The following is a 26,690-nucleotide window of genomic DNA, read 5'->3' as shown; positions in this document are numbered from 1 at the left end:
AGCCGCTGTAAGAGCGGAACCCCTATCAGCCGTTACCCAAATAACGGATATACACCCAAAACCCACCTCAGCCCCGCCGACTCCCCAGCCATTCCTCCCGGGTAATCTCCCAGATATCCTTGGGCAAACTCCCAGCGACAAACTGCCCCTCATCGGTCCTGACCAACCGCATCCCCGTCCGCTCGGAAATCCTGCGAGACGCCACGTTCGGCGCCGCCTTGGGCACGCGCATCACGGGCCGCTCCAGCACCTCAAACCAATACTCAGTCACCGCCGCACTGGCCTCGGCCATCAACCCCTGGCCCTGCCACTGCGGCGCCAGCCAAAAGCCGCGGTTGTTGTCCACCTCATCCATCAGGCTGACATTACCAATCAACACCCCAGGCGCGCTTTTCAGGCGGATCGACCAATGCCACTCCTCACCCCGGGCCATCGCCGGCAATGCAACCTGCTCCAGATAGCTGCGCGCACCGTCCGCCGGGTACGGCCAGGGCACCAGGGCATTCAGGTAACGCACCACTTCCCAATGCGGAAATTGCTGCTGGACACCCTCGGCATCCTCCAGCGTCAACGGCCGCAGGATCAGCCGTTCGGTATACAGCGTAGGTTGCGCATCCATGTCGTTACCAAGTGGCAGTGTTGGGAAAGTCCAGGGTCCCGCGATCCACAAAACGCATGGTGCCAAACAGGCCACCTGCGAGTTTCCCGCGCAACACGTACGGCAGGTTATTCAAACTCTGGGTCTGGCTCAAGCCAAGGGTCTGGCGCAACACGGAAAACGCCGAAACGCTCACGGGCACCGTCAGCACCGTCTCCGAAAAGCGTGGGATCGAGCCACCCTGGTCACTCACCCCGGACGCCAGCGGCCGGCCATTGACCTCCAGGTCCAGGGCCACGCCGCTGTAGTCGATCGCGGTTTCATTGGGGTTCTGTATGCGCAGTTTCACCGCGAACCGCACTTCCAGGTCCTGGCTCTGCAGCGGCTCGATGCCCACCACGTTGATGTTCACCGGGTCGCGGTTGGGGAACAGCGCGCACGCGCTCAGGGTGAGCAGCAGCAGTGACAAAACCATGAGCTTGCGCATAAAACGGGTTCTCCTATTTCGTGACGTCCGGGTCCTGCATCACTTTGAGGGTGGAGGCTTCCGGATCAAATTCATCTTCTTCCAACTCTATGAACTCCTCAGGCAGGAAGATGTTCAGCACGATAGCGCAGAACGCCCCCACGGTGATTGGCGACTCGAAGATGTTGTGCAGTACCTTGGGCAGCTCGCGAAGTACTTCCGGCACTGCTGCCACACCCAGGCCCATGCCCAGGGAGATCGCCACGATCAGCACATTGCGCCGGTGCAGGCCGGCTTCGGCGAGGATCTTGATCCCGGCCACGGCCACGGTGCCGAACATGATCAGCGTGGCGCCACCGAGTACCGGCTTGGGCATCAGTTGCAACACCGCGCCGATCATCGGGAACAGCCCCAGCAGCACCAGCAGCCCGGCAATGAAGTACGCCACATAACGGCTGGCCACGCCGGTCAACTGGATCACCCCGTTGTTCTGGGCGAAGGTCACCATCGGCAAGCTGTTGAAGGTGGCCGCCATCACCGAGTTGAGGCCGTCGGCCAGCAGGCCGGACTTGATGCGCTTGATGTACAGCGGGCCCTTGACCGGCTGTTGCGAGATCATCGAGTTGGCGGTCAGGTCACCGGCGGCTTCCAGGGGCGAAATCAGGAAGATCACCGCCACCGGGATAAACGCCACCCAGTCGAACGAAAAACCGTACTTGAACGGCACCGGTACGCTGATCAGTGGCAGCTGGGGCAGGGCGCCCAGGTCGACGCGGCCCATCCACCAGGCCACCACAAAACCCAGGGTCAGGCCGATCACGATCGAACCCAGGCGCAGGAACGCGTTGTTGAAGCGGTTGAGCACCACGATGGTCAGCAGCACCAGGGCCGCCAGGCCCATGTTGCCGGCGGCGCCCAGGTCGCTGGCGCCATAACCGCCGGCCATGTCGGTGACGGCCACCTTGATCAGCGACAAACCCATCAAGGTAATGATGGTGCCGGTGACCACCGGGGTGATCAGCTTGCGCAGCTTGCCGATGAACTGGCTGAGCACCACTTCGATAAACGCCGCGAAAAAGCAGATGCCGAAGATCGTCGACAGGATCTCATCGGTGCCGCCGCCCCGGGCCTTGACCATGAAGCCGGCACTGAGGATCACGCTGATAAACGAAAAACTGGTGCCTTGCAGGCACAGCAGGCCCGAACCCACTGGGCCGAACTTGCGGGCCTGCACAAAGGTGCCGAGCCCGGACACAAACAACGCCATGCTGACCAGGTACGGCACTTCGCTTTCCAGGCCCAGCACGCCGCCGACGATCAGCGTCGGGGTGATGATCCCGACAAAGCTGGCCAGCACGTGCTGCAGGGCGGCAAATATCGCCGCGCTGAAGTGCGGACGGTCGTCGAGGCCGTAGATCAGGTCGGATTTATAACGGGGGCGAGGGGTTTGAGTGTCAGACAAAATACGGGCCCGGGTAGGAAAAAGGAGGCGCAGGATGCCAGAAAGTGCCAGTTGTCAGAAGTGTGAAAAAATATTTCGAAACATCCCCCATTAAATCCTCAAGCCGGCCGATACCGTTTATAGGCCCACATACCTATTACAACAGTGGCGCCAGCCGGTCAGAGCGGCGCGTTGACGCCCACTGACCGTGTCGCGGCAGGGATGCTCGCAGCCACTACTTCTAAGAGCGCCCCCTATGTCCCTTCGTAACCTGAATATCGCACCTCGAGCTTTTCTCGGTTTCGCCTTCATCGCGTTGCTTGTCGTTATTCTTGGGGTGTTTGCGGCGAACCGCATGACCCTGATTCGTCAGGCATCGGTCGACATGGGCTCCAACCAACTGCCCAGCGTCGGGTATCTGGCGACCATGACCGAAAACGTCCTGCGCCTGCGGATTCTCTCTTTTCGTGTGCTGGTAAACCGTGAGCCGGCGGCTCTGGATGAGGCTCAAACCCGCATGGGTGTGCTGGTGGACAAGGTCAAGACGGCACAGGCCGCTTATGCAGGCATGCCAGCCGGGAACGAAGAAGCGGCGCTGTACAAAACGTTCTCCCTCACGCTCGACAATTATCTGAAGGCCCAGGCCGAGATGGTTGCCCTTTCACAGCAGAACAAGGTCGAAGAGATGCGCGCCCTGATCAACAGCCGCATCAAGGACGGCACCGACCAGATGGGCGAGCAGTTGAATAAACTGATCGCCATCAACGCTGCTGACGCGAAGCAGGCCGACACCGAGGCCGGGCAAAGTTATCAGGATGCAATCACTGGCATCATCGCAGTCTCCGTGATTGCTGCGTTGATGACCGTACTGCTGGCCTGGCTGCTGACGCGCAGTATCGTGACGCCCTTGCGCAAAGCGCTGGAGGTTGCTGAAACCATCGCCGGCGGCAACCTGAGCAAGGCCATCGAAGTCGACGGCAAGGACGAACCGGCCCGCCTGATCGGCGCCTTGGCCGCGATGCAGAACAACCTGCGCCAGACCATCCAGCACATCGCCGGCTCAGCCACGCAGTTGGCCTCCGCCGCTGAAGAGCTCAGCGCCGTCACCGAAGAAGCCTCCAAAGGCCTGCAACAGCAAAACAACGAAATCGACCAGGCCGCCACCGCGGTCAACGAAATGACGGCCGCCGTGGAAGAAGTTGCGCGCAACGCGGTGTCCACCTCCGAGGCGTCCAGCCAGTCCAACCAGGCTGCGCGGGAAGGGCGCGACCGAGTGGTGGAAACCGTCGGCGCGATCCAGACCATGACCCAGGACGTGCAAAACACCTCGGTGCTGATCGAAGGCCTGGCCACCCAGGGCCGTGATATTGGCAAGGTACTGGATGTGATTCGCGCGATTGCCGAGCAGACCAACCTGCTGGCCCTCAACGCGGCGATTGAAGCGGCGCGTGCCGGTGAAGCCGGGCGTGGTTTTGCGGTGGTGGCGGACGAAGTGCGGGCCCTGGCCCATCGCACGGCGCAATCGACCCAGGAAATCGAGAAAATGGTCGCCGGCATTCAGAGCGGTACGGGTGAAGCGGTGCAGTCCATGCAGCAGAGCAACCAGCGCACCCAAAGCACCCTGGAAATGGCGCGGGCTGCCGGTGTGGCCCTGGAGCAGATCACCCAGTCCATCAGCCTGATCAACGAGCGCAACCTGGTGATCGCCAGTGCCTCGGAAGAACAGGCTCAGGTGTCCCGCGAAGTGGATCGCAACCTGGTGAACATCCGCGACCTGGCGACGCAGTCGGCGGCGGGTGCCAACCAGACCTCAGCCGCCAGTCACGAACTGTCGCGCCTGGCAGTGGATTTGAACGGGATGGTGGCGCGCTTCGTCATCTGACCTGAAATACGATCAAAAATGTGGGAGCGGGCTTGCTCGCGAAAGCGGTGTGTCAGTTGATGCATTCGGTGGCTGACACACCGCCTTCGCGAGCAAGTCGAATCGTCGCACCGCCGCTCCCACATTGGCTTCTGTGGTGCTTCAGGAATCAGTGTTTCCAGGCGGCTGGGTTCACCAGGTTCTTCGGCTTCTCACCGGCCAGCGCCGCCAGCAGATTGTCCACCGCACACTTGGCCATCGCCTCCCGCGTCTCATGAGTCGCTGAACCGATATGCGGCGTCGCCACCACATTGCTCAAGCGCAACAACGGCGAATCATGCTGCAGCGGCTCGCGCACAAACACATCCAGTCCCGCCGCGCGTATCGTGCGCTGTTGCAACGCCTCGATCAGCGCCGCCTCGTCCACCACCTTGCCTCGGGAGATGTTGATAAAAATCGTCTCCGGGCCCATCAACGCGAACTCTTCAGCACCGATCAAACCTTCGGTTTCAGCCGTCAGCGGCAAGGTCAGGCACACAAAATCGGCCTCCTGGAGCAGGTCCGGCAGGCTGCGGTATTGCGCGTCAAACCGCGCCTCCACTGCAGGTTTTGGCGAGTGGCTGTGGTAGATCACCGGCATGCCGAACCCGAAGTGCCCACGCTGGGCCAATGCTTCACCAATCCGGCCCATGCCGATAATGCCCAGGGTCTTGCCATGCACGTCGCTGCCGAAATGCAGCGGGCCGATGTTCTGGTTCCAGTTGCCGGCGCGCACCATATTGGACAGCTCCACCACTCGCCGGGCGGTCGCCAGGATCAGGGCGAAGCCGGTATCGGCGGTGGTTTCGGTCAGCACGTCGGGGGTATTGCTGAGCAGGATGCCGCGCGCGGTCAGGTAGTCAATGTCGTAGTTGTCGACACCGACCGACACGCTGGCCACGGCCTCAAGGTTTGGCGCCAGATCCAGCAGTTTGGCATCCAGGCGCAGGCTGGCACCCAGCAACCCCTGGGCCGTCGGCAAGGCTTCACGCAGTTTGGCCAGGCCGCTTTCGTCCAGCGATTCAATAAGCGTGACCTCGGCCTGTTCATGCAGGCGGGCCATCAGCGGTGCAGAGAGTTTCTTGTAGAGCACGACAGACTTTTTCATCAGGTCTTTACCTTCAATTCAAGGGATTGCAGCGGGGCGCGTTCGCGGTCACTGGCGCCGGGCTTGAGAAAGATCGTCAACACCACCGACACCAGCAGCGCACCGCTCATCAGCAAGTACGAGGCGCCGGGCGATCCGGTGCTGCTGTTGAGGTAGCCCACCAGATACGAACCGCCGAACGAACCGAGGGCGCCCATGCTGTTGATCAGCGCCATGGCGCCGCCGGCGACGTTGGCCGGGAGGATTTCCGGGACGATTGCGAAAAACGGCCCGTAAGGCGCGTACATACAGGCCCCGGCGATCACCAGCAGGGTGTACGACCACCAGAAGTGTTCGGCGCCGAGCACGTAGGACGCATAAAACGCGATGGAGGCGATCAGCAACGGTGGCCACACAAAACGTTTACGTTTTTGCAGTTTGTCCGAGCCCCAGGACACCGCCAGCATGCCGATCACCGCCGCCAGGTACGGCAGCGCCGAGAGCCAGCCGGCCTCGACCATGTCCATTTTCAGGCCGGCCTTGAGGATCGACGGCAGCCACAGCACGAAGCCATACACGCCAATGCTCCAGCAGAAAAACTGCAGCGCCAGGATGATCACCTTGGGTGAGCGAAAGGCCTCGGCGTAGTTCTTTACCGCCTTGATGCCCACTTGTTCTTCGGCGAGGGCGGTTTCCAGGTCTTTTTTATGCTGGGCGCTCAGCCATTTGGCGTCTGCGGGTTTTTCATCCGCCAGCTTCCACCAGATAAACGCCCACAGCACCGCCGGCAAACCTTCGATGATAAACATCCAGCGCCAGCTGAAATGCTGTACCAGGTAGCCCGAGACCACCGACATCCACATCATGGTCACCGGGTTGCCGAGGATCAGGAAGGTGTTGGCCCGCGAGCGTTCCGCGCGGGTGAACCAGTGACACAGGTACACCAGCATCGCCGGCATCACGGCGGCTTCGACCACCCCGAGCATGAAGCGGATCACGATCAGCATGTAGGCGTTGGACACCATGCCGGTCAGGGTGGCCAGGCCGCCCCACAGGATCAGGCTGACGAAAATCAGCTTCTTCACGCTGCGTTTCTGCGCGTAGATCGCACCGGGCACCTGGAAGAAAAAGTAGCCGAGGAAGAACAGCGCGCCGAGCAATGACGACATGCCCGGGGTGATCATCAGGTCTTCGGCCATCCCGGAGGCGGCAGCAAAGCCGTAGTTGGCGCGGTCCAGGTACGCCAGGCTGTAGGTGATAAACACGATGGGCATGATGTACCACCAACGGCGGGTGGCGAGTTTCAACGGTTCCATAAGGTTGCTCCTGAGCTTGTTGTAGTTGTGGCAACAGGTAACTCGGTGATGCTGATTAACCGGCTTTCTGGGTGTGGGCCAGATCGGTCCTGAACGGCAAGCCTTCCATGTCGCCACGGCTCTGCACCGCGCGGCTGCCGATCCAGTTGCCGCGCTGCACGGCTTCGCTGAAGCTCAGGTTTTCCAGGAGCGCGCTGATCATGCCCACGGCAAATCCATCGCCGGCGCCGACCGTGTCGACCACCTTGGCCACTGGCACGGCGGCGACAAACCCCTGGTCCAGCTGGGTGCGGTAATACGCGCCGTGGGGCCCGAGCTTGATGGCCACGGCTTCCACGCCCTGGTCCAGGTAAAACGCGGCGATGTCGGCCGGGTCTTCAAAACCGGTGAGCAAGCGGCCTTCGCCCAAGCCCGGCAACACCCAGTCCGCCAGGCAGGCGAGGGCGTTGATTTCGCTGATCATGCGTTGCTCGTTCGCCCACAGGGACGGGCGCAGGTTCGGGTCGAAGGACACGCTGCGCCCGGCCTCGCGCATTTGCGTCATCAACTGGCGCGACAGGTCGCGGGTGGCATCCGACAGCGCCGGCGGAATGCCGGTGGCGTGCAGGTGCCGGGCTTGCAACAGCTCAGGCTTGATCGCCTCGACCGACAGATGGCTGGCGGCCGAGCCACGGCGGAAGTACTCCACCTGCGGATCATCGCCGGCTTCCTCGCGGGACTTGAGTTGAAAACCCGTGGGGTGCAGCGGGTCCACCGCCACATGGGTGCAGTCCAGGCCTTCGTTCTGCAAGGTGTCCACCACGAAGCGCCCGAGGGAATCGGCACCCACGCGGCTCAGCCATGCGACGTTGAAGCCCAGGCGTGACAGGCCGATGGCGACGTTGCTGTCGGCGCCGGCAATGCGCTTGTGAAACTGGGCAACCTGGGCCAGGTCGCCGGTCTGTTCGGCGACAAACATCGCCATGGTTTCACCAAACGACAGGATATCGATCTCAGACATGTGCGTTCTCCACGCGGGGCTGGCCGAGGACGGCGAGGGCGGCGACCTGCTGGGCGGTGACCGGCACCAGGTCATTGCCTTGCAGCGGAAATTCCACGGCCCGGGTAATACCTTGAGTCATGTGCTTGAGCAGTTGTTCCCACAGATGCAGGTCGGCGGCGCCCGGCGGCAGGGCCACCAGCTTGCCGTCGGCGCGGCGGGCCACGGCCTTGCAGTGCAGGTAATCCACGTGGCGGCCCAGCAGGCGTGCAGCGGTGGTCGCCGACTGGTCCTGCCATTGCCAGTTACCGATATCGAAGGTCATTTTCACCGGCACCGCCAACCGCTCGATTTCGTTGAAAAAGCGCTGCATCGGCTCGATGCGCCCGCCGTGCAGGGTCTGGTCGTTTTCCACCAGCAGCTTGACCGGATGCCGGTTGAGCAGGGCGCTCAAACTGTCGAGGTCGTTGGTGTCGGTGAAATAGCCCAGGGAGACTTTCAGCCAGCGGGCGCCGAATGCCTGGGCGCGGTCGAGGGTGACGGCCAGTTCGGCATTGGGCTGCGAGCGACCGGCCACCCAGAGTTCCAGGGGCGATGAGAACACGCACTCCAGGCCTTGATCGGCTGCAGCTTGCGCCAGCTCATGGGGTTGTTCGGTGGTCAGCAGCTCTTCGCGCCATTCGATGCGTTGCGCGCCGGCGGCAGCCAGCACCTCGACGAAACTCAACTGGCCTTGCTGGCGGACCAGGTCGGCGCCGTAACTGGAAAGGCTGATGGAGACGGGGTATTTATGCATTGTTGTGGACCTCTGAAACCGGTTTCATTTTTATTCGCAACATAAACGTGTGGGAGCTGGCTTGCCTGCGATGGCGGCGGTCAGCCGCCTACTGCTTCGCCGGAGAAACCGTTATCGCAGGCAAGCCAGCTCCCACAAGGGATTGGGTCGAGCCCCGGATAATCAGTTGTGGCAAGAAGTCCAGGGTGCGTGGGGGCTGGCTATCGCCGCGCAAGCGCTTGAGTAAACAGTCAAACGCACTGGCGCCGATGGCCTCGGTGGGCTGGGCGAGGGCAGTGATGCCGTTGCCCACCAGCGGGTACCAGTCGAGGTCATCCAGGGCGATCAGGCCCACGTCATCAAACAGGTCGCAGCCTAGATTTTTCAATGCACGGGTACACGCCAGTGCCGCGATTCCGTTGGCGCAGAACAACGCCTTGGGGCCGGATTTGCCTAGAAACTTTTGCAGACGCTGTTCCAGTTCGCCGTCCAACTCCAGTACGGCGCCGGTCAACGTCGGACGGTTGGTCATCTCCGCCTTGAAACTGTCCAGGCGCTCAAGCCGCGAGCTGGTGCCGTCGGTGGCTTCAGTCACCAACAGCAGGTCGCGATAGCCTTGCTGTTCCAGATGCTCCACGGCCATGCGCACCGCCACCCGGTTGTCCAGCCCTACCAGGTCGCTGTGCAGCGGTTCGACCTTGCGGTCCACCAGCACCAGGGGCATTTCCCGTTGCAGTTCCAGCAATTGGTCCAGGTGATGGCCGAGGGTATTCACGATCAGCCCTTCGATATTGTAGGCACGCAGGGCCGCCAGGTGCTGGCGCTCCTGCTCGTCATCGCGGTCGGTGTTGCACACCACCAGGCTGTAGCCGTGCTGGCGGCAGGCGGTTTCCACGCCATGCATCACGGCAATCGAATAGGGGTTGCGGATATCGGCTACCAGCATGCCGATCAGGCGGGTGCGCCCGCGTTTCAGGCCGCGGGCCATCTGGTTGGGGCGATAGCCCAGCTCATCGATGGCCTGCTCGATGCGCAGGGCGATGGCATCGGAGAGCAGGGCACGGTCGTCGCCGATAAAGCGCGACACGCTGGCCTTGGACACACCGGCGCGCTCGGCGACGTCCAGCATGGTCACGCGGCTGCGTTGGGCGGCGGAAAAAGTAGTCACGGCGGCGGGCCTTTCTTATTGGATTTATCTGGGTTCCAAGGCGAAACCAATTGCTGAAACCGGTTTCAGGAAACACCAAGTAGGAAATTTCGTCAAGCGCTGCTCAGTAACCGCCCTGGCAGCAAGGCCGAGCAAAAAGCGACGAATGGAGGGGGCTACCTGTTAATTCTGACAGTATCCGGCCGGAGGAATCGGGCGCTTAATTCTCTCAACGCCACTTGGTATACACACGCCGCCTGCCGGCAGGCCACTGTCCACCGTGTTGAGGATTAAACCCATGTCTGACGTCTCTGAATCCACTTACCTGATCAAACCCTTGGGCGCGGACGACGGGGGCACTGTGTTGCTGGACCCGATGGACATACCCGGCGTCGACAGTGGTGACCCCCGGGGCGTGATCCCGCGCTCGCGCCTGCAGGGCCCGCTGCAGGTCAACATTCCGATGTGGAACCCGCGACCCGAGCCGCTGCTGGATGAGCCGCACATCGTGCGCCTCCGCTGGGTGTGGGCGGGTGTCGATGAGGAGGTTGATTCGCGGCAGGTGTTTGGCCCGCCACCCCCTTTGCCAGCGATGATCTCACTGGAGGTGCCCCTGTCACGATTGACTGACGAGGGCTCCGGCACCGCGCAACTCTACTACACGGTTCAGGACTCCTTTGGCGGCGTCAGTGTGCTGAATCCCAGGAGAACACTCACCATCGATCTGGACTCGCCTGAGTTACTGAACCCTCTGGATACTGTGGATTTTGTAGTTGCCCCGACCCCGAACGTCGATGAGCAATACCTGCTCGATAACGTGCCGGTGGCGTTCAATATTCCGTTCTACACCGTGCGCGCGGACAGGGACCGGATTGAATTCTACCTGTCCAACCGGGATAACCCGCCGCTAAGCGCGGCGGACGCCGAGTACGTGATCGCGTTAGCCTCAGACCCGCTGGTTGCTTACGTGGACCCCGATATTTTTCGCAGGTTGAACAACGGTGACGCCTATATTTTCTACCGCATTTTTGACGAGGCAGGCAATTTCAGCAGCCAGAGTGCCGGACTGCTGTTTCAGCTGGCACTGACGCCGTTGCCGAGCAACTTGCCGCGTCCGCAAATTCGGCCACCGGCATACGACGACGGCCTGATCAAGCGCGATGATGCACGTCGTGGCGTGTTCATGCGCATTGACCCCGCCTACGACGATTGGGCGCCGGGGGACCAGGTAATCGCCTACTGGAATGCCCGTCCGACAGTCCCGCAGCCAGTACTGAGCTTCCCTTGTGATGTGGAAATTCCATGGCTGACCCTCAGGGGGCCTGCGCCTGTACTGATTCCCGAAGCGGCGGTGGTGCGCTACGAAATCATTCGCGGAGCCCTGCCTCCATTTCGTTCCTTATCGGAACGGTTCAATGTCGACCTGACGATTGCCGGCCAGGACCATCCCAATGCGCCCGCATTGCTTAACCCGACCCTGGCCAGCGTCACGGTGATAGGGCGCGGCTCCAAGACTCCCAATCAGCTCAATCATCTGGATCGTGGGCTGGCTGCCCAGGCATATGTTCCTTTGTTTGCAGATCCGGTTGCGGGTCAATTGCTCAGTCTGTTCTGGAACGGTGTTGGCCCGGTGGCCAGCCATCCCGTGCAGTTGGGGGAGGTAGGAGGGCAGTTGGTGTGGTTTACCGATATTCCCTGGAATCTGATCGAGGGGACGGTCAATCCACGTCTGCCGGTCCATTACCTCACCAGTAATGGGGTCAACGAACAACAGTCGCCGCCAACTTTTGTGAATGTCGATGTGACGGCGCTGATTGATTTTACTCCTCCGCAAGTTCAGCACACCCTGACTAGCGAGTATGTGACCTGTTGTTCTTCGCCTTCGCCTTTATATGGCGTGCATTGGTTGATTCCGGGCAATATCGGCCTGCAACTTAACGACGAGGTGCGTTTTCACTGGCAAGGCTATGCGCGTAATAACTGGGTTGATCCTATTGCTGGCACTGAATACGAAGAAACCATCCAAGTGCTGCAACCCCATATTGATAACGGTATTAAAGTTGTGGTGGAACCGTTCGACCGGACCTTGGAGCCTATGCGCGAATACGGTTCAGCTGTCGCCAGTTTCGAAGTGTGGCGCAACCTGGGCAAGGTGGGTGACTCCCGGCCAGACGTCAAGGGGAGCGGACATATCCGTGTCGACCTGACCTTTCCAACGGGTGGGTTTTGTAAACCCGGGGATGTCATTAGTTGCACCAGTGATGGAAAGGCAACGTTGGTCAAAGATTAAAGGACTGGATGTATTTGTTGTTGTGCAGGGAATAGTCGGCGTGTGATAGGCGTGCAAGCGCTTTGTCTCGCGACGCGAACGGCTACGTCAATGGTAGGGAAGTGTGGGTGAGATGTAATTCGTCTTAATATCTGGAGACACGTAATGAAAAAGGACACGCTCGACTTTATCCGTAACTATGCAAAGAATCGAAGTGCCAATACGAGTGATGACGCCTTGGCTGATGGTATTCTTGAAGGTGAGGTGCCTGGCTACCCTGGATTGCTTTCACGGGAGTACAACCTGCGTGAGAATTTGAATTTCTCTATTCCACTATGGCCTGACGCCGATACCCATCCGTTTTTTGACGATCAAGTCAGTGTTTGGTGGAAAAATTTCGATGACACCGAGTGGGGCGAGCCCATTTATAGGTTCACCGTTGCTGCCCCAGGGCCTGAGACAGTGGTGAACATTGCTCAAGGTCGGCGGCCCGCGGGGCGGTACCAAATCAAGTACGGAATTTACGTACGTGGCGTTGACAACCATTCCGAATCAGATCCGCAGACCATTGTCGTTGACCTGACACCACCGTATGCCATTTCCCCCGATGCACCGCCGGCGCCGATTCCGCCTGCCGACCTGCCGACACCTGCCGACCGCGACTACTTTGAAAGCAAGCCCAATGAGTCTGCAGTGTTTACGATCCCGGATTATGTGGCGCATGGTCGGGCAGACGGCGATTGGGCGTATCTTTACTATAATGGCTCCGATACGCCCTATGCACCCAACCCGCCCGATCCTTCGCCACGCTGGAATCTGCCTGCGGACCTGAGCTTTCCATTGCCATTATCCGTGGTTGACGCCAATCCGGATGGCCTGCGCAATTTGCGGTATGAGTTGTTCGACGCGGCAGGGAATTGGGCGCGGCTTTCGACTGCCTACGAGATGGACGTGGGCCTGTTTCCAGCGCCCGAGAACCTGCTGGCCCCCCTGGTTGACCGAACCTCTCCCCCCGGCGATGTATTGATTGATCGGGCGGACGTTGCGCTGGACGGCGGCATGATCGTGCGTATTCCTGAATATACGAACTTTCTGCGCGGCGTCGATGGAGATGAATTCCTCGTCACATTGAGGACAAGCATCACCACCGTTAACTTGGAGGCCCAGCCACTGGGCAACAGCCGTTTCCCGGCGGAGGTTTACGTTCCGTACAGGGTGCTGGAAATCCTGTATGGGGCCACTCGAGGGCTATTGCCGTTGACGGTTTCCTATGTGGTGCGGCGGCGGTCTGTCAACAACCCGGCGACACCGACCACCACCGTCAACCTGGACCTGTTTGTTGTCGGCCCCACTCCCATTGGCCCGGACCCGATCAACGATGACCTGCTGCCCGTAGTCGTGAACGGGGTGGACGCAACCGGTACCGAGGGCCCCGACGACGAACTGGAGCGCGACCACGCCAACCGGCCTGCAATTGCTCGGGTAACGTTATGGAGTACGGCACCCACACCGGATGCCAGCGACTTTACGATCCGCCTTTACTATTCGGGCGAACTCGTTGCTACCCAACCGGTGACCGGCGCCTCGGCTGGCCAGGTGATTCCGCTCTCAATCCCGTGGAGCTTCATTGAGCGTCATGGCAATGGCCGCAAGACGGTGTTCTACACCATTGCCCAAGGGGCCAGCACCAACCGCCAGTTTTCCCCTGACACGACGGTGACGGTGAATGCCAACTTCAAAGAGCTTGCCCCGCCGGTGGTACGACATCTGTCGGACGGAGGGGCGATCAACTGCGCTACGTTCAGGCCTGAAAATCCTCCCGGAAACGTTGTGGTGTTTATCCCGCCTTCGGAGCACTTTGAACTGAGGATGGTGGTTACGCTGCACTGGCAAGGCTACAGCGACAATGCAGGAATGGTAGCGGTCCCGGCAGCAGTGGGTCGTGTGGACTCCATACCGCTCACGCAAGCCATGATCAATTCTGGGTTCGAGTTGCTCCTGGGGCCCTATGAGACCATCTACAAACCCATCCAGCCCAACTCGGGTGCAAGGCTGGCCGGCTCCGCGCGGATCTGGTACACCATCAACCTGCCTGAAGGACCATTACCTTCCGATGAAGCGCATCCTCTTGTTCGCGGGGTTCGGATAGGTGGAACGAATGGCTTTTTCTGCGACGGTACTGCCGTCCCGCTTCCTTGATACTTGTTTGAGCCCTAATGCCAAAGAGGAGCCTTGCTCCTCTTTGGCATTTTTGCCGTTGGGTCGACTACAAACTGCATTCACTTTCAGCACAGCACCTTGGGATTAGTCCTACAGATGTTGGGAACAGCTCTGGGTACCTTGGGCGCCGCTTGATTGGCAGGGTCCACACGCTTTTCGGAACCGGCCAGTTTTTTTCCGTAAAGGAACGCCAACCCAGAGGTCCGTAAAGATGTCAGCTCCATTCAATTTCAAACCAACTCCCTTAAGCCTTGCCTTCAAGGCCAAGGCCGTCACACTGCTGATGCTCATGGCGCAGCTGTCCGAAGCGCGTGTCGTGACCGGCCCGGATGAAACGGTGGGGCCTGGCCCGCGCCCTGACACTTTTGAATTGCGTGCAGGTTCCCGCCTGACGGTTCATGGAGTGCCCACCCTGCAAATCACTGCCAATTCCGCAACCCTGATTGTCAATGCCGGCAGCAGCACCCGGGACATTGCCGCAATCAACTCCGACATCCGCATCGATGGTTCGGACGTCATTGCGCGGGATTCGGGAAGGGCCGGGGTTCATGTCACGGGCAGCAACGTGCTGATCACCAACAGCAACGTTACCCACAACAACGGAACCGGGCTGGCAGCGGCCCGTTCCCTGGGCGCCACCAATGGTTCCAGCGTCACGGTCCTCAACAGTCACATCACCGGCAGCACCCGCGGTGCCTCGGCCAGTGCCCACAGTGTGCTGGACCTGACCGATTCGCGTGTCGAGGCGACCGCAGATGATGGCGTGGGTATCGAACTGTTCAATGGCCAGGCCCGTGCGTTCAATACCAGCATCGTTGGTGGAGACATTGGCGTGAAGATGGGCGTGGATAACGACCCGACTTTGGCCAGCAGCCTGATCCTCGACCGCTCGAGCGTCGAGGGCAAGACCGGTTCGGCGATTCAGGTCGGCTCGTTCAGGCCCGGGGAATCCACCCTTGCTGATATTCATGTACTCAATGGCTCCACGCTGACCGGCGCAAACGGTGTGCTGCTGGAAGTCATGAACGGCGCCACCGCCAACATGAACGTCGACCGCAGCTTCCTGGTCGGTGACGTGGTGGTCGAAGACGGCAGCACCGCCAGGTTGCAGCTCAACAATGGCTCCTGGCTCACCGGCAAACTGCAGAACGTCGCCGAGTTGAGCGTCAATTCAGCGTCCCACTGGATGCTGGTGGATGACAGTTCAGTCGGCGACCTGGTCATGGGCGGCGGCACCGTGCACTTTGGCGGCGCCGATGAGTTCTTCCAGTTGGACGTCAACAGCCTGTCGGGTGACGGCAGCTATGTGATGCACACCGACTTCAGCACCGGCCAGACCGACTTGCTCAACGTCAACGGGGTTGCCACGGGCAACCACAGCCTGCTGTTGGCGGCGACCGGCTCCGAGTTGGCGAGTGCCTTGCCGATTCGTGTGGTGCACACCGAAGGTGGCGATGCGCACTTCTCGCTGGACGGCGACACCGTGGATGTGGGCGCCTATTCCTACGGGCTGAAGAAGGAAGACACCGACTGGTACCTCGACCCTAACCGTCGTGGCACCAGCAACAGCACCAAAACCGTGATGGCGTTGTTCAACACGGCCCCCACCGTGCTGTACGGCGAGATGTCCCTGCTGCGTACCCGCATGGGTGAACTGCGCTTCAGCGACGGCCAGAGCAACGGGTTCTGGATGCGTGGCTACGGCAACAAATACGAGGTAGCCGGGAACAAGGACGGTGGTGGCTACACGCAAAACCAGCGTGGCCTGAGCCTGGGGGCCGATGCGCCATTGTCGAGCGGAGATGGCCAGTGGATGGCCGGTGTCATGGCGGGTCACAGCACGTCCGACATCAGCGCCAACACTTCCGGCAGCGGCAAGGTCAACAGCTACTACCTGGGGGGGTATGCCACCTGGATCGACGACGAGAGCGGGCTGTACTTCGACGGCGTGGTCAAGCTCAACCGCTTGCACAACGAGGTCAAGGTGACCATGAGCGACGGCAAGCGTGCCAAGGGCAACTACACGCAGAATGCCGTGAGCGCATCGGCGGAAGTCGGCCGGCATATCAAGCTCGACGATGGTTACTTTGTAGAACCGTACTCGCAACTGAGCACAGCGATTATCCAGGCGCAAAGTTACGAGCTGGACAATGGCCTGCAGGCCAAGGGGGATCGCACCGCCTCCGTGGTGGGCAAGCTCGGCGTGACAGGTGGCAAGAATATCCAGCTGGAGAGCGGCGGGGTGCTGCAGCCCTACCTGCGTACAGCGTTGGCCCATGAGTTCAACCACAGCAACAAGGTCAAGGTGAACGACCAGCGCTTCAACAACGATGTGTTCGGTTCGCGTATTGAAGTGGCAGCGGGCGTGGCGATGTCGGTGTCGAAGAACGTCAAGCTGCACGCTGATATTGAACATGCCCAGGGCAAGAAGGTGGATCAGCCGTGGGGGGTTAATGTGGGAGTGCGTTACGATTTCTAGGAAACAGGGGTAAGAAAAAGGAAGCCGAGGCTTCCTTTTTTTGTGGGTGGGTTTTTGGGAGTTGAATAAAGCTGTCCCGGTTATTTGCTAAAACGGAGTGATGCACCATGCCGGCCAATTCGGCAGTCCGTTAATGGAGTAAATTGGTGTTCCGCTGTTTGACGCCTGAACAAAGTAATACCACCTGCCGCTAGCATCGAAATAACACAAGCCGTACGGAATTGAGCGAGCCGGAGGGGTGTAGCGTGTTTGCAGTAGCGTCCAACTGGAAACTATGCTGCCTCCAATTGATCTCATCCAATTTATTTGAGCTTGTGGAGATTGCTGTGTTTCGTTAATGCGTAGTTGAAAAATATTGGAAACAACCACTGCGTACGCTCGCGAGACGTTGTTCCTATCTCTCACAGTAATAGTCGCTTGACCGTTACGGAGGCCGGTTACTTTGCCTGTGTTGGCGTCCACAAAAGCAACATTAGGGTTGCTGGAAGCGTAGCTATAGTTACTCACGCCGCCGCTTGCTGTGCGGGTTGCTGTATTGCCTGGCCAGTCCAGCCCGGTTGCTGGCCAGTTAGTGATCACCTTAATACCATTCAAATTAAGCTGGCTTTGATCGATCCTCAGTGAAGAGATAATGCTGTAACTTGCAATGGGGAAGGTAATGGCGGCTGACTCAACACTACTGCCATCAAAAGCCACTTTGCAGGTTACGGTAATGGTGCTGTTGTTGGGTAGCCCATCCAGCCATGAGCGCAGCACAGGCTTATTCACCAAGCCGGTAGATACTTCTCCCGCCTGCAGGCTGTAGTTTGTCAGCACGTTCAAAGGCGCGCTACCGGACCTGGAGAGTTGTACCCAAACCTTCTGCCCTGCAACAGCCAACGGCCATGGTGCAACGCTGAGCGTGGCATTACCGCTGAAATTGTTCAGGTTCAGAACGCCGCCATTGGCAATCCCATTAATAGACGGCCGAGGCAGGGCCGACGACGGAACGCGGTTAACGCTCAGCTTCTGGGGCTCTGACGGGACAATATTCGTCCCTATCGTCGCCATATAACGGAGCTCGATCAATTTGCCCGCGCTATTGGCGAGGATGTCCCGGCTGATCTGAAAGTCGACGCGCTTATTGGTGTTACCGTTCTGCGCCGGGATGGTCGCCATGGTGCCGTTCGGGTAAATCCACTCGAGGGCGATGCGGTGGGCCGCGGTCATTTCGTTATAGGCCACCGCCACATAGGCGTTGTTCTGCCAGTCCTGTGGGTCGATGGTCAAGGTGGCGCCTTGTAGGTTGGCAAAGGCCGGGCGCGGCAATGTGGCGGGGATCGACTGGATAATATGCTCGCGTACACCAAACAATACTGCGGTGTTTTTATCAGTGCTTTCGGCCAGGCTGACCCAGAAGCGAATGGTCAGGTGCGACTCGTTCCTGAGACCTTGCAGCTCCGCCAACGGTATGGGTTGCGAGACACCCAGGGTGGCGCTTTCTCCAACGGGGGCGGCGATAAAAGTGTCCAGGTTGAACGCACTGCCGTCGGTGTTGGTACCCGTGTATTGCAGCCACATGAACTGCTCTTCAAAGGCCAAAGGCCAGGCCGCCACACGGATGCGGGCTTGAGCGACGAGCTCGTTCGTCGGCAGGATCACGCTGTTGCCGACCCCGTCGATGGTTGGTGTGGGTAAGCCACTCAACGGCAGCAGGTCCAGGTTCAGAGTATCCGACTCATGGAGAAACCCGCTGCGGGTAAAACTGTATTGCACACTGATGCGGTTACGCTCGTTGCGAATGCCCTTGGCAATGGTACGGGCCTCTATCGGCACACCCACTTCATTGGTGTCGGGGTTGCCCCAACCCGTTTCGACGGTGCTGCCCAGCAGATCGGCCGTCACCCATTTCACTGAAAACGATTCGCTCTCGCGCATGCGCCGGTATTTCACCAGCACCGTTGCACCCGATTGAGCCGCCAGCGGGTCAAGCCGGTCAGGGTACTGCTCGGCTTCCACGACTTCAGGCGCATCCAGTTCCACGCCACGGCCCACGGTCAGGAGGGTTGTAAACGAGCGCAAGGTGAGTTTCGGCAGCGGGGTTTCGCGTTCCAAGCTGTAGGTGATGCGCAGTTGGCCATCGAAGTTGTTATCCAGCACTGCACGGCTGACCTGCAGTACCAGTGGCTGGCCCTGTGTCGCACCGTTGATCGTCACCGAACCGCTGGCGGAACCGCCTGTGCCCGTGCCCACAATGTTCCATTGGATATGGTCGCGGCTCCTGGTTGCCGTATAGGGTAGCGTCAGCAGCACGCTGTCGCCCACTACGTCAACCGGGTCAACGTTGTCGTCAATCGCGCCCTGCAGGGTGGGGGCAGGCATGGTTTCGAGGCGTTCGTCGATGCGTACTGTCAGCACCCGTGATTTGCGTTCAATCAGCGCACCGTAGGCATGCAACTGGCTGTCTGCGCCGTCATCGACCAGGTAATACACCGCGACATCACCGAGCCCCTTGAACTGTTGCAGTATTTCGCTTGGAACCCGGCGCGTGCCACCCTGGTCCCCGGCCAGTTGCGGGTCGGAATAGCGCATTCCACCGCCCCCTGGAACGATCTGCTCGATGACCAGGGTTTCCATCGAATCGTAGGCGTGTGGCTGGTAGGACGGGATGCTGATAAACGCATCATCGTCCGGGTTGATCAGGCCCAACTCGCTCGGGGTCACGGTCACTGCCGGCATCGAGGTCGGTGTACCCACCACCGTCACGGTGACACTGCCAGACTGCCCGAGGTGCCCACCGGTGGCGGTGTGCCAGACGAATGAAGCCCTGAACGAGCCGCCGATGACGCGCTCGATCAAATCGCGGTCCACCGGGAAGATCTCTTCCCGACCGTTCCTGACTTCGACAGGATCAAGCACCAGTTCTTCGATCGTGCCGTCCGCCAGCGTGGCCGTCAGGGTAATCGTGACCTGGTTTGGGGGCAGCGGGGCCGGTGTCACCCGTGGGGTCTGCAACAGGATTTCGAACAGTGAATTACTTTGCGTGTCGTAATCGATTTGCCGGCTTTCCGCGTCATCCACCAGGAAAAACGGCGCGCTCATCAAGCTGGGGTCCAGTTCGGCGACCAGTCCATACGGCTTGGAGTACTGGTATTTTTCCCCTGAGTAATTCTGAACCACATCGAACACCCTGAAGCGCAGGGTGAGTGCGCCGTTGAGGCCGCCCTTGAGAATATTTTCCTGGCTGATAAATACCCTGATCGGCTGGATACCGGCGGCCTCGGCGGCCGTGACCAGGTGCCTGATCTCAACTCCGTCCCAATAGAACTCAATGGTGTCGTTCTTGCGCACGTTCGGATAGGGCGCAATCACGGCGTATAACCCGCGACTGATCGTCTCCATGTTGATCGTGCTGCTTTCGGGCAAGCCGTCGACACTCAGGCTGAGTTTACTGTGCCATTTGTCGTCACCATTGTTCTCAATCCCGCCGGGACGGGTGGTCTTGATCAATATGCTTTGCGGCGGCGAGGTGCTTTCCTGGCCGCTGCCTGCGCGCACTACCCGCGCGCGCACTTGAACTTCACCTTCAGGCATGCGTTCGGCGATGACGTACATGCCATAACGATCCTGGTCCATCTCGACGACACCAGACGCCTGAAGATCGTTATTGAGGTACAACTCAAAGGCGTCGAAGATGGCCCAGGTGTGCCATTTTTCCAGGACGAAATACGCATAGGGCTGAACATGCCGAATGCCCAGGCCATAGGCGTAAGGTTCATCGGGATACTGGTCAAGCGAGACCGGCGGGAACGCCGAATAGGGCGGGGCCAGGTCTTCAGCCGTGATCACCGGCAGGGGCGCGGGCTCAAGGAGGGCCAGGGGGCTGTCTGAAACAGGTACACCTGGGTCTTCAATGACCGAGGCATTGTCATCGGGGTCGATCGGTTGGTTGGGCATGCTGACCACTCCTTGCTGGAAGTCACGCACAGCGCTGGCTGTGCATATAGGCAAGGGAAATCAAACACCCGCAGCCCCGATAGCGGATAGCTGTGAAAACTGACAGTGCCGACGAATGGTTGTGTCTACACCCAGACGCTCAGCCAGCTTGAGACCAGCAACAACACCGCCATGCAGCGGTTGAACCGTTGCATGGCCTTGGGCGAGCGAAACACCCGGCTGCTTCCAACCCCCAGCAATGCCCACGCGCCGAGGCACGGCAAGGCGATCACAAAGAACGCCAGCGACAGGTACAGCACATGGCTCTGGCGTTCATCGCCATTGCCGGCAAACACGCTCACCACCGCCAGGGCCATCATCCAGGTCTTGGGGTTGACCAGTTGCAGGCTGGCGGCGCCGGCCAGGCCCAAGGGTTTTTGCACGGCAGCCGGGTCGATTGACTCGGCGGGGGCGCTGAAGATCTGCCAGGAAAGGTAGCTGAGCCAGGCGACCCCCAGCCATTGCATCGCTGCCTGCACCCGGGGCCAGTGCGCCAGCGACTGGCCAACGCCGCAGCCTACCAGCAGCACAATCCCCGCCGCCCCCGCGCATGCCCCCAGCACGATAGGCAGTGCGGCTTTGAAGCCATACCGTGCGCTGTTACTCAGCACCAGGATATTGGTGGGGCCAGGAGTGATGGAGGCTACAAAAGCGAATAGCAGGAAGGGCAACAGGGTAGGGAACATGGTGGGGCGACTCCGTAAGTGGGGCGATGGAGTCGATGGTTGCAGGGGCGTGGTGGCGTGTCTGGAAGGTTTGAGCAGGGGCGTGCGGACACGGGCAGGGGATAGTGGCGGGAGAGCTATAGGGGACAAAAAAAGGGACAAGTCCATGGTTTAGATGGACCTGTCCCGGTTATACCTCGGTTAGTTAATCAATAACGCATGACGTAGAGTCCTTGCGAGTCACTGTCGGTGAAATAAGCTTTTGAACCGTTTGGTAGTACTGCAATATTGCCAGATCCAAACCCAATGTCCACGGGTACAGTCGCTATAAGCCTGTCCGTATTTGTGTCAAATATGTTGAAGACCCTGTACCCTGCCGTATAGACATGAGGAAGTACCGGGTTGACTGCAACCGACCTTCCCCATCCCGCCCCAATCACGGTCACCAAACTGTTGGTGTTGGTGTTTATTATCGCCAAGCCATCAGTTCTCGCCAAATAGAGGCGAGGGGTGTTGGTACTTAAAGCCATGGGCCCAATCACTCCCTGAATGACAGTTACAACACTATTGTTTGCAGTATTGATAACAGTCGTATCAACCGCGTTGAAACCGCCGCCATAGGTCGTAAGATAGGCACGCGTATTATTAGGTGAGCGGGCGATGAAGCGAGACTGACCCGCTATTTGAGCTATCCGATTGCCGGTGGCGGCGTCGTAAGTATAAGCACCGCTCCTCGCAGTAACATATAGCCGAGTGCCTGCAGTATTGATCGCCAAGTCCACTATAATTTCATTTACGGTGGCATAGGTAGCAACTCTGGCGAAGGAGGTTGTACTGATTACCGCTATGCTGGTGCGGACCAGGTCCAGGTAGAGTCTTGATCCGTCCGGGTGAATTGCAAGGTGCCCACTGGACTGAATGTCATAAGAAGCCGAGTGAATAATGGCGTCCGTTGCTGTGTCGATAACGTAAATCGCAGTTCTACCACCCGCGCCAACAGCGACATAAACGCGGCGCCCGTCAGGGCTGACGACGACCCCGTTTGATGAGTGGAGGAGGGTAGGAATAAATTTGACCTCCGCTAGCCATGTCACGGTATAGGTACTTTGCAGGAGCGGGATGGCTTTTGACTCATCGTCACTGCCGTCATACGTCACTTTGCAGGTCACCGTGAACGTAGTGTTTTTCCCCAGGCTTGCCAGCCAGCTGCGGGAGACAGCTTGGTTGGTGATGCCGTTGGCCGCTTGAGCAGCAGTAATGGCGTGTGCCCTCAGCACCGACAAAGGTTCTACACCTGCCGCCTCCAGCGTGATCCATACACGTTGACCTTGCTTGCTCAATTCCCATTTGGCTATAGAGGCGTGTGCATCCCCGGTGAACGCCTGGAGGTCCAGGGTTGTGCCGCTGTTCATGTTATTGATTCGCGGTTGTGGCGGTCTGCCCGCCGGGATCCTGGCCACAGTCAATACCTGCGTTTCTGAAGGCACCGGGCTGCCATTGATGGTGGCGACATAGCGCAACTCAATGGTTTTGCCGACGCTGTCTGCCAGCACTTCATTGGTAATGACGAAATCCACACGACCGCCGTCCAGGCCGTCCTTGGCGCCAATATCCGCAACACCGCCATCCGGGAAAATCCATTGCAACTGGATGGAATGGCTTGGATTCATGCCGCCATACGCCACCGTGACACTGGCGTTGTCTACGTGGTCCAGCGGCTGAATGGTCAGCGTTGCCCCGGGCTGGTCGTTGAACCGTGGGTGCGGCAGCACGGCGGGCAGGGTTTGCACACGGTGTTCACGCACGCCAAACAGCACGGCGGTGTTCTTGTCGGGGCTTTCTGCCAGGCTGACCCAGAAGCGGATGGTCAGGTGCGAGCCATCCATCAAGCGCTGCAGTTTGTCCACTGGCGCGGGTGGCGAGATACCGTTGGCGGCACCGTTTTCGGTGACCAGGTTGGCGGTGTAGGTGTCCTCGCGGTACGGGCTGCCGTCGGCAAACGTGCCCTCCCAACTCATCCACATAAACTGCCCGGCATCGATAAACGGCCAGACGGATACACGGGCGCGGGCCTGGTCATTGAGTTTCGACAGGTCGAGCAGGGTGCTGTCGCCAATGCCGTCGATCGTCGGTGTGGGCAGCCCGGTGAGGGGAAGCAGGTGCAGGTCGACAGTGTCCGAGGGGTACGGAAAGGCGCCACGGTTGAAGTGGTATTGCACGCTGATCTGGTTGCCACCGGGGCGAATACCCCTGGCGATGGTGCGCGCCGGGATGGTCACGAATACTTCGTTGGTGGACGGGTTGCCCAGGGTGTACTCGGTGGCACTGCCCAGCCCGTCGCGGCTCAACCAGTCGACCTTGATCTGGTCGGTGGCCTGCATCGGCCGGTATCTCACGATGACCTTGGCGCCGCTCAATGCGGCCAGGGGGTTGAGTGCGTCGGGGAACAGGGTGGCGCCGTCGATAACCGGACGGTCCAGTTGCACGCCGCGGCCCACGGTCAGGTTGAGCACCTCGGAGCGCAATACCAGGCGTGGCGGGCCGCTGCGTTCGAGGCTATAGGTAATGCGCAGGCTGCCATTATTGTTGTTGTCGAGGATCGCCCGGCTCACCGGGAAAACCAGGGGCTTGCCTGCCGTGCCGCCGTTGATGCGAACAACGCCGCTGGCCGAGCCGTCAAGGCCGGAGCCGATGGCGTTCCAGTGGATCAGGTCACCTTCTTCGGTCTGCCCGTGCGGGGCGGGCAAGGTCAGGGGCAGGGTCAGCAGCAAGGTGGGCGTGGTCACATGGCTGGGGTCGATGTTGTTGCCCAGGGCGCCTTCCAGGTGTGCAGTCGGCATGTTGCCGATGCGCTCACCCACGTGGGCGAACAGCTCGCGAGACTTGCGAATGGTCAATGCGTTGCCGTCCAGGACGTGTCCGGCGCCATCGTTGACCAGGTAATAAAACGCGATGTCGCCCACGCCTTCAAACTGTTTCAGGTGCTCTTTGCTGACGTAGCGCGTGCCGCCCTGGGCGCCCGCCAGTTGTTCTTCCTCGTAGTCTTCGCCGCCGCCGCCCGGGCGGATATGTTCAATCACCAGGGTTTCCAGCCAGTCCGGGTTGTGGGGTTCGTAGAAGGGGATCTGCACGGTGATGTCCTGATCGGGCTCGATCAGCCCCACCTCGATCGGTGCGACCGTCACTGCCGGCATCGCCACCGGCGTGCCCACCACGCTGACGGAGGTACTGCCGGATTGCTCCACGCGGCCGTCGTTTTTCAGCCACTGGAACGAGACCCGGAAGGACCCGCCCACCAGTTGTTCGATAATCTCGCGGTCGACGGTGACAAATTCAACGCTGAGGTTTCTGTCCACCACCGGGGCCAAGGGGAACACCTGGGTCGAACCGTCGCCCAGGGTACCGAACAAGGTCACCGCCAATTGGTGCCGCGGCAGGGGCGCCGGGGTTTGCCGAGGCACCGTCACCAGCACTTCGAAGGTTGCCTCGCTCTGGGTATCGAAGTCGATCTGGGTCGCCTCTTCGCCATCCACCAGGAAGATCGGTGCAGAAAGCAGGTTCGGATCCAGCTCGCTGTCCAGGAAGTAGGGTTTGGAATACTGGTATTTATCCCCGGAGAAGTTTTGCACCACGTCCGAGACCCGGAACCGCAGGGTCAGCTTGCCGAAATGCCCCCCCTGCAAAATGATGTCCCTGGAGACAAAGACGCGAATCGGCCCTGAACCCGCGACTTCGGCCGGGCTGACGATATGCGTGACTAAAACCCCATCCCACGACAGCTCGATCTGGTCATTCTGGCGCAGGTTTTCATAGCGCTGGATCAGGCACCAGACCCCGCTGTTGGCATTATCTATATTAACGGTGGAGCCCTCAGGCAGGCCTTCCACCGTCATCACCAGGCCCGGGTGCCATTTGCTGCCGGGGTCGTTATCGCGGCCACCGGGGCGGGTGGTCTTGATCAGGATGGTTTGCAGCGGCGACGTACTCTCCTGGCCGCTGCCGGCCCGCACTACGCGGCCGTATATCTGGACGTCGCCTTCGGGGATGAATTCTTCGGGGACGAACAAGTCGTAACGGTCCCGGTCTTCAAGCGCAATATCGGCGGCGACTGCATTGACCAGGTCGTTGAGGTAGAGGGCGTAGAAGTCGTAATTGAAGTTGAACCAGCGTTCGAAGGTCCACTGGGCAAAGGGGCGCACGTGGCGGATGCCCAGGCCGTAGACCCCTCTTTCAGGATACAGCGTGGCATCCAGCGGGACCGACGGATAGGCTGACTTGGGTGGGTCGAGGTCTTCGACGCGGCGCGACGCCAGGCCTGACGATGGGGTATGCAGCACGAGGGCGTTGCCGGGCGGGTTGTTGTCGCCCAGCGGCGCATTATCCGGGGCTATGGGAAAATTGGGCATGGACAGGCTTCCTTGAATGAGGCGCGGCCCTGAGTGGCCGACTGCTGACAAGGAGATCAAACACCTATCGGGGGGCGTGGCGAACCTGTGAGAATTGACAGTGCCGACGAGTGGTGGTGGCGCAGCTAGCGCTGCAAAACGCTTGAACACCGCTTGCGATACGCCGCCGGCGTCAGGCCATACGCCCTCACGAACCAGCGCCCCAGGTGACTCTGGTCGGCAAAGCCCAGGGCAATCGCTACGTCGGCGGGTTGCTTGCCGTTGGCCAGCCAATGCCGGGCGCGGGCCAGGCGCAGTTGCACCAGGTAGGCATGGGGTGGCAGGCCGAAGGCGCTCTTGAAGGCGCGGGTAAGGCGAAAGCGATCGACGCCGCAGGCCAGCGCCAGTTCATCCATGCCCACGTCTTGCTGCAGGTGCGCATGCAGGTATTCCCGGGCCTTGTGCGCCACCCGTGGCAGGCGTGGGTCTTCATGGTAGCGGGTGCGCCAGTGCAGTTGCGCAGTGAGGCGTTCGAGCAGTTGGTCCATCGCCTGTTGCCGCACGATGCGCAGCTCACCTCCGTGCAAGGTCTGGAAGGCCCGGCTGGTGGCCAGGGCCAGGCGCGGGTCGCTGGCCAGGGTGCTGGCAAACCCCAGCTGGCTGTCGAGCGGCGCTTCTTCGAACACTGCGCTGACTTCCCGCGCCAACCACTGCGGGTCGAGGTAAAGCATGTGGTAGGTAAAACCGTCCGCCGTGGGCGCGTCGCCGTCGTGCAGCTCGCCGGGCTCCACCAGGAACACCTGGCCGGGCACGCTGTTATGGCGGGTGCGCCGGCAGTTGAACTGCTGCACACCTTGCTCCGTGACGCCCACCAGGTAGCTGTCGTGCCAGTGCGGGTCGTAGGCGTGGCCCTCGAAATGCGCGCGCAGGGTCTCGATGCCGGTGTCGGCGTCCTGAGCCAGGTCGATCCAGTTGTGGGCGGCCATAA

16 protein-coding genes are annotated in these 26,690 nt (G+C 60.2%); 4 read left to right on the top strand and 12 right to left on the bottom strand.

The features are described 5' to 3' along the window. Positions 1-67: 67 nt before the first annotated feature. Genes HX821_RS26815 through HX821_RS26805 form a run of 3 tightly spaced genes read right to left on the bottom strand, consistent with a single transcriptional unit; the run spans position 68 to position 2,526 of the window. Positions 68-619 carry a GNAT family N-acetyltransferase gene (locus tag HX821_RS26815; RefSeq protein WP_087694381.1) on the bottom strand — a complete coding sequence of 184 codons (552 nt, stop codon included), beginning with the start codon at positions 617-619 and terminating at the stop codon, positions 68-70. Between the two features lie 4 nt (positions 620-623). Then, positions 624-1,085, bottom strand: coding sequence for an LEA type 2 family protein (locus HX821_RS26810; protein WP_003214086.1), 462 nt, complete (start codon positions 1,083-1,085; stop codon positions 624-626). Positions 1,086-1,098: 13 nt separating this feature from the next. Then, on the bottom strand, positions 1,099-2,526 hold the full coding sequence (locus tag HX821_RS26805) for a nucleobase:cation symporter-2 family protein (RefSeq protein WP_177036903.1): 1,428 nt from the start codon (positions 2,524-2,526) through the stop codon (positions 1,099-1,101). Between the two features lie 235 nt (positions 2,527-2,761). Between HX821_RS26805 and HX821_RS26800 the strand changes: the two genes are divergently transcribed. Beyond that, entirely contained in the window at positions 2,762-4,387 is a 1,626-nt protein-coding gene (locus tag HX821_RS26800; RefSeq protein ID WP_177036901.1) for a methyl-accepting chemotaxis protein, read from the top strand. 148 nt (positions 4,388-4,535) lie between these two features. Here HX821_RS26800 and HX821_RS26795 read toward each other — a convergent pair whose 3' ends face one another. From HX821_RS26795 to HX821_RS26775, 5 genes are all read right to left on the bottom strand, one after another. Further along, on the bottom strand, positions 4,536-5,513 hold the full coding sequence (locus HX821_RS26795; protein ID WP_177036899.1) for a D-glycerate dehydrogenase: 978 nt from the start codon (positions 5,511-5,513) through the stop codon (positions 4,536-4,538). Next, the gene (locus HX821_RS26790) at positions 5,513-6,808 is read right to left on the bottom strand and encodes an MFS transporter (protein ID WP_003214078.1); all 1,296 of its coding nucleotides are present in this window, start codon (positions 6,806-6,808) and stop codon (positions 5,513-5,515) included. Before HX821_RS26790 ends, HX821_RS26795 begins: the two co-directional genes overlap by 1 nt. A 55-nt stretch (positions 6,809-6,863) precedes the next feature. Next, entirely contained in the window at positions 6,864-7,808 is a 945-nt protein-coding gene (locus HX821_RS26785) for a sugar kinase (RefSeq protein ID WP_177036897.1), read from the bottom strand. Then, entirely contained in the window at positions 7,801-8,583 is a 783-nt protein-coding gene (locus HX821_RS26780) for a sugar phosphate isomerase/epimerase (RefSeq protein WP_177036895.1), read from the bottom strand. The genes HX821_RS26785 and HX821_RS26780 overlap by 8 nt, the downstream gene beginning before the upstream one ends. Positions 8,584-8,671: 88 nt before the next feature. After that, positions 8,672-9,730: a LacI family DNA-binding transcriptional regulator gene (locus HX821_RS26775; RefSeq protein WP_177021196.1), complete on the bottom strand. Its 1,059-nt coding sequence runs from the start codon at positions 9,728-9,730 to the stop codon at positions 8,672-8,674. Between the two features lie 277 nt (positions 9,731-10,007). On the opposite strand from HX821_RS26775, the gene HX821_RS26770 reads away from it, so the two are divergent. The 3 genes from HX821_RS26770 to HX821_RS26760 all read left to right on the top strand — a co-directional run bounded on the left by HX821_RS26770 (position 10,008) and on the right by HX821_RS26760 (position 16,677). Continuing rightward, positions 10,008-11,999 (top strand): hypothetical protein, encoded by a 1,992-nt coding sequence (locus HX821_RS26770; protein ID WP_177023332.1) that lies wholly within the window; start codon positions 10,008-10,010, stop codon positions 11,997-11,999. Between the two features lie 144 nt (positions 12,000-12,143). Continuing rightward, a complete protein-coding gene (locus tag HX821_RS26765; RefSeq protein ID WP_087694387.1) occupies positions 12,144-14,177 on the top strand; it encodes a hypothetical protein in 2,034 nt (677 codons plus the stop codon). 232 nt (positions 14,178-14,409) lie between these two features. Continuing rightward, on the top strand, positions 14,410-16,677 hold the full coding sequence (locus HX821_RS26760) for an autotransporter outer membrane beta-barrel domain-containing protein (RefSeq protein ID WP_177036893.1): 2,268 nt from the start codon (positions 14,410-14,412) through the stop codon (positions 16,675-16,677). An 87-nt stretch (positions 16,678-16,764) separates the two neighbouring features. On the opposite strand, the gene HX821_RS26755 is transcribed toward HX821_RS26760, so the two are convergent. From HX821_RS26755 to HX821_RS26740, 4 genes are all read right to left on the bottom strand, one after another. After that, positions 16,765-20,613, bottom strand: a complete 3,849-nt coding sequence (locus HX821_RS26755; protein WP_177036891.1) for an Ig-like domain-containing protein — start codon at positions 20,611-20,613, stop codon at positions 16,765-16,767. Between the two features lie 125 nt (positions 20,614-20,738). Continuing rightward, the gene (locus HX821_RS26750; RefSeq protein WP_008431228.1) at positions 20,739-21,338 is read right to left on the bottom strand and encodes a LysE family translocator; all 600 of its coding nucleotides are present in this window, start codon (positions 21,336-21,338) and stop codon (positions 20,739-20,741) included. A 188-nt stretch (positions 21,339-21,526) separates the two neighbouring features. Beyond that, positions 21,527-25,723, bottom strand: a complete 4,197-nt coding sequence (locus HX821_RS26745) for a YncE family protein (protein WP_177036889.1) — start codon at positions 25,721-25,723, stop codon at positions 21,527-21,529. 125 nt (positions 25,724-25,848) lie between these two features. Beyond that, a complete protein-coding gene (locus tag HX821_RS26740; RefSeq protein ID WP_008431232.1) occupies positions 25,849-26,688 on the bottom strand; it encodes an AraC family transcriptional regulator in 840 nt (279 codons plus the stop codon). Between the last annotated feature and the right edge of the window lie 2 nt (positions 26,689-26,690).

The sequence above is a fragment of the Pseudomonas sp. B6001 genome (assembly GCF_013386015.1).
Classification (GTDB): domain Bacteria; phylum Pseudomonadota; class Gammaproteobacteria; order Pseudomonadales; family Pseudomonadaceae; genus Aquipseudomonas.
This window is presented reverse-complemented; position numbering and strand designations above follow the sequence as displayed.

Coding starts and splice junctions, on each gene's coding strand:
- HX821_RS26755 (WP_177036891.1), bottom strand. CDS start 20,613: ATGCCCAACCAACCGATCGACCCCGATGACAATGCCTCGGTCATTGAA.
- HX821_RS26770 (WP_177023332.1), top strand. CDS start 10,008: ATGTCTGACGTCTCTGAATCCACTTACCTGATCAAACCCTTGGGCGCG.
- HX821_RS26765 (WP_087694387.1), top strand. CDS start 12,144: ATGAAAAAGGACACGCTCGACTTTATCCGTAACTATGCAAAGAATCGA.
- HX821_RS26815 (WP_087694381.1), bottom strand. CDS start 619: ATGGATGCGCAACCTACGCTGTATACCGAACGGCTGATCCTGCGGCCG.
- HX821_RS26750 (WP_008431228.1), bottom strand. CDS start 21,338: ATGTTCCCTACCCTGTTGCCCTTCCTGCTATTCGCTTTTGTAGCCTCC.
- HX821_RS26800 (WP_177036901.1), top strand. CDS start 2,762: ATGTCCCTTCGTAACCTGAATATCGCACCTCGAGCTTTTCTCGGTTTC.
- HX821_RS26785 (WP_177036897.1), bottom strand. CDS start 7,808: ATGTCTGAGATCGATATCCTGTCGTTTGGTGAAACCATGGCGATGTTT.
- HX821_RS26740 (WP_008431232.1), bottom strand. CDS start 26,688: ATGGCCGCCCACAACTGGATCGACCTGGCTCAGGACGCCGACACCGGC.
- HX821_RS26795 (WP_177036899.1), bottom strand. CDS start 5,513: ATGAAAAAGTCTGTCGTGCTCTACAAGAAACTCTCTGCACCGCTGATG.
- HX821_RS26790 (WP_003214078.1), bottom strand. CDS start 6,808: ATGGAACCGTTGAAACTCGCCACCCGCCGTTGGTGGTACATCATGCCC.
- HX821_RS26760 (WP_177036893.1), top strand. CDS start 14,410: ATGTCAGCTCCATTCAATTTCAAACCAACTCCCTTAAGCCTTGCCTTC.
- HX821_RS26745 (WP_177036889.1), bottom strand. CDS start 25,723: ATGCCCAATTTTCCCATAGCCCCGGATAATGCGCCGCTGGGCGACAAC.
- HX821_RS26780 (WP_177036895.1), bottom strand. CDS start 8,583: ATGCATAAATACCCCGTCTCCATCAGCCTTTCCAGTTACGGCGCCGAC.
- HX821_RS26810 (WP_003214086.1), bottom strand. CDS start 1,085: ATGCGCAAGCTCATGGTTTTGTCACTGCTGCTGCTCACCCTGAGCGCG.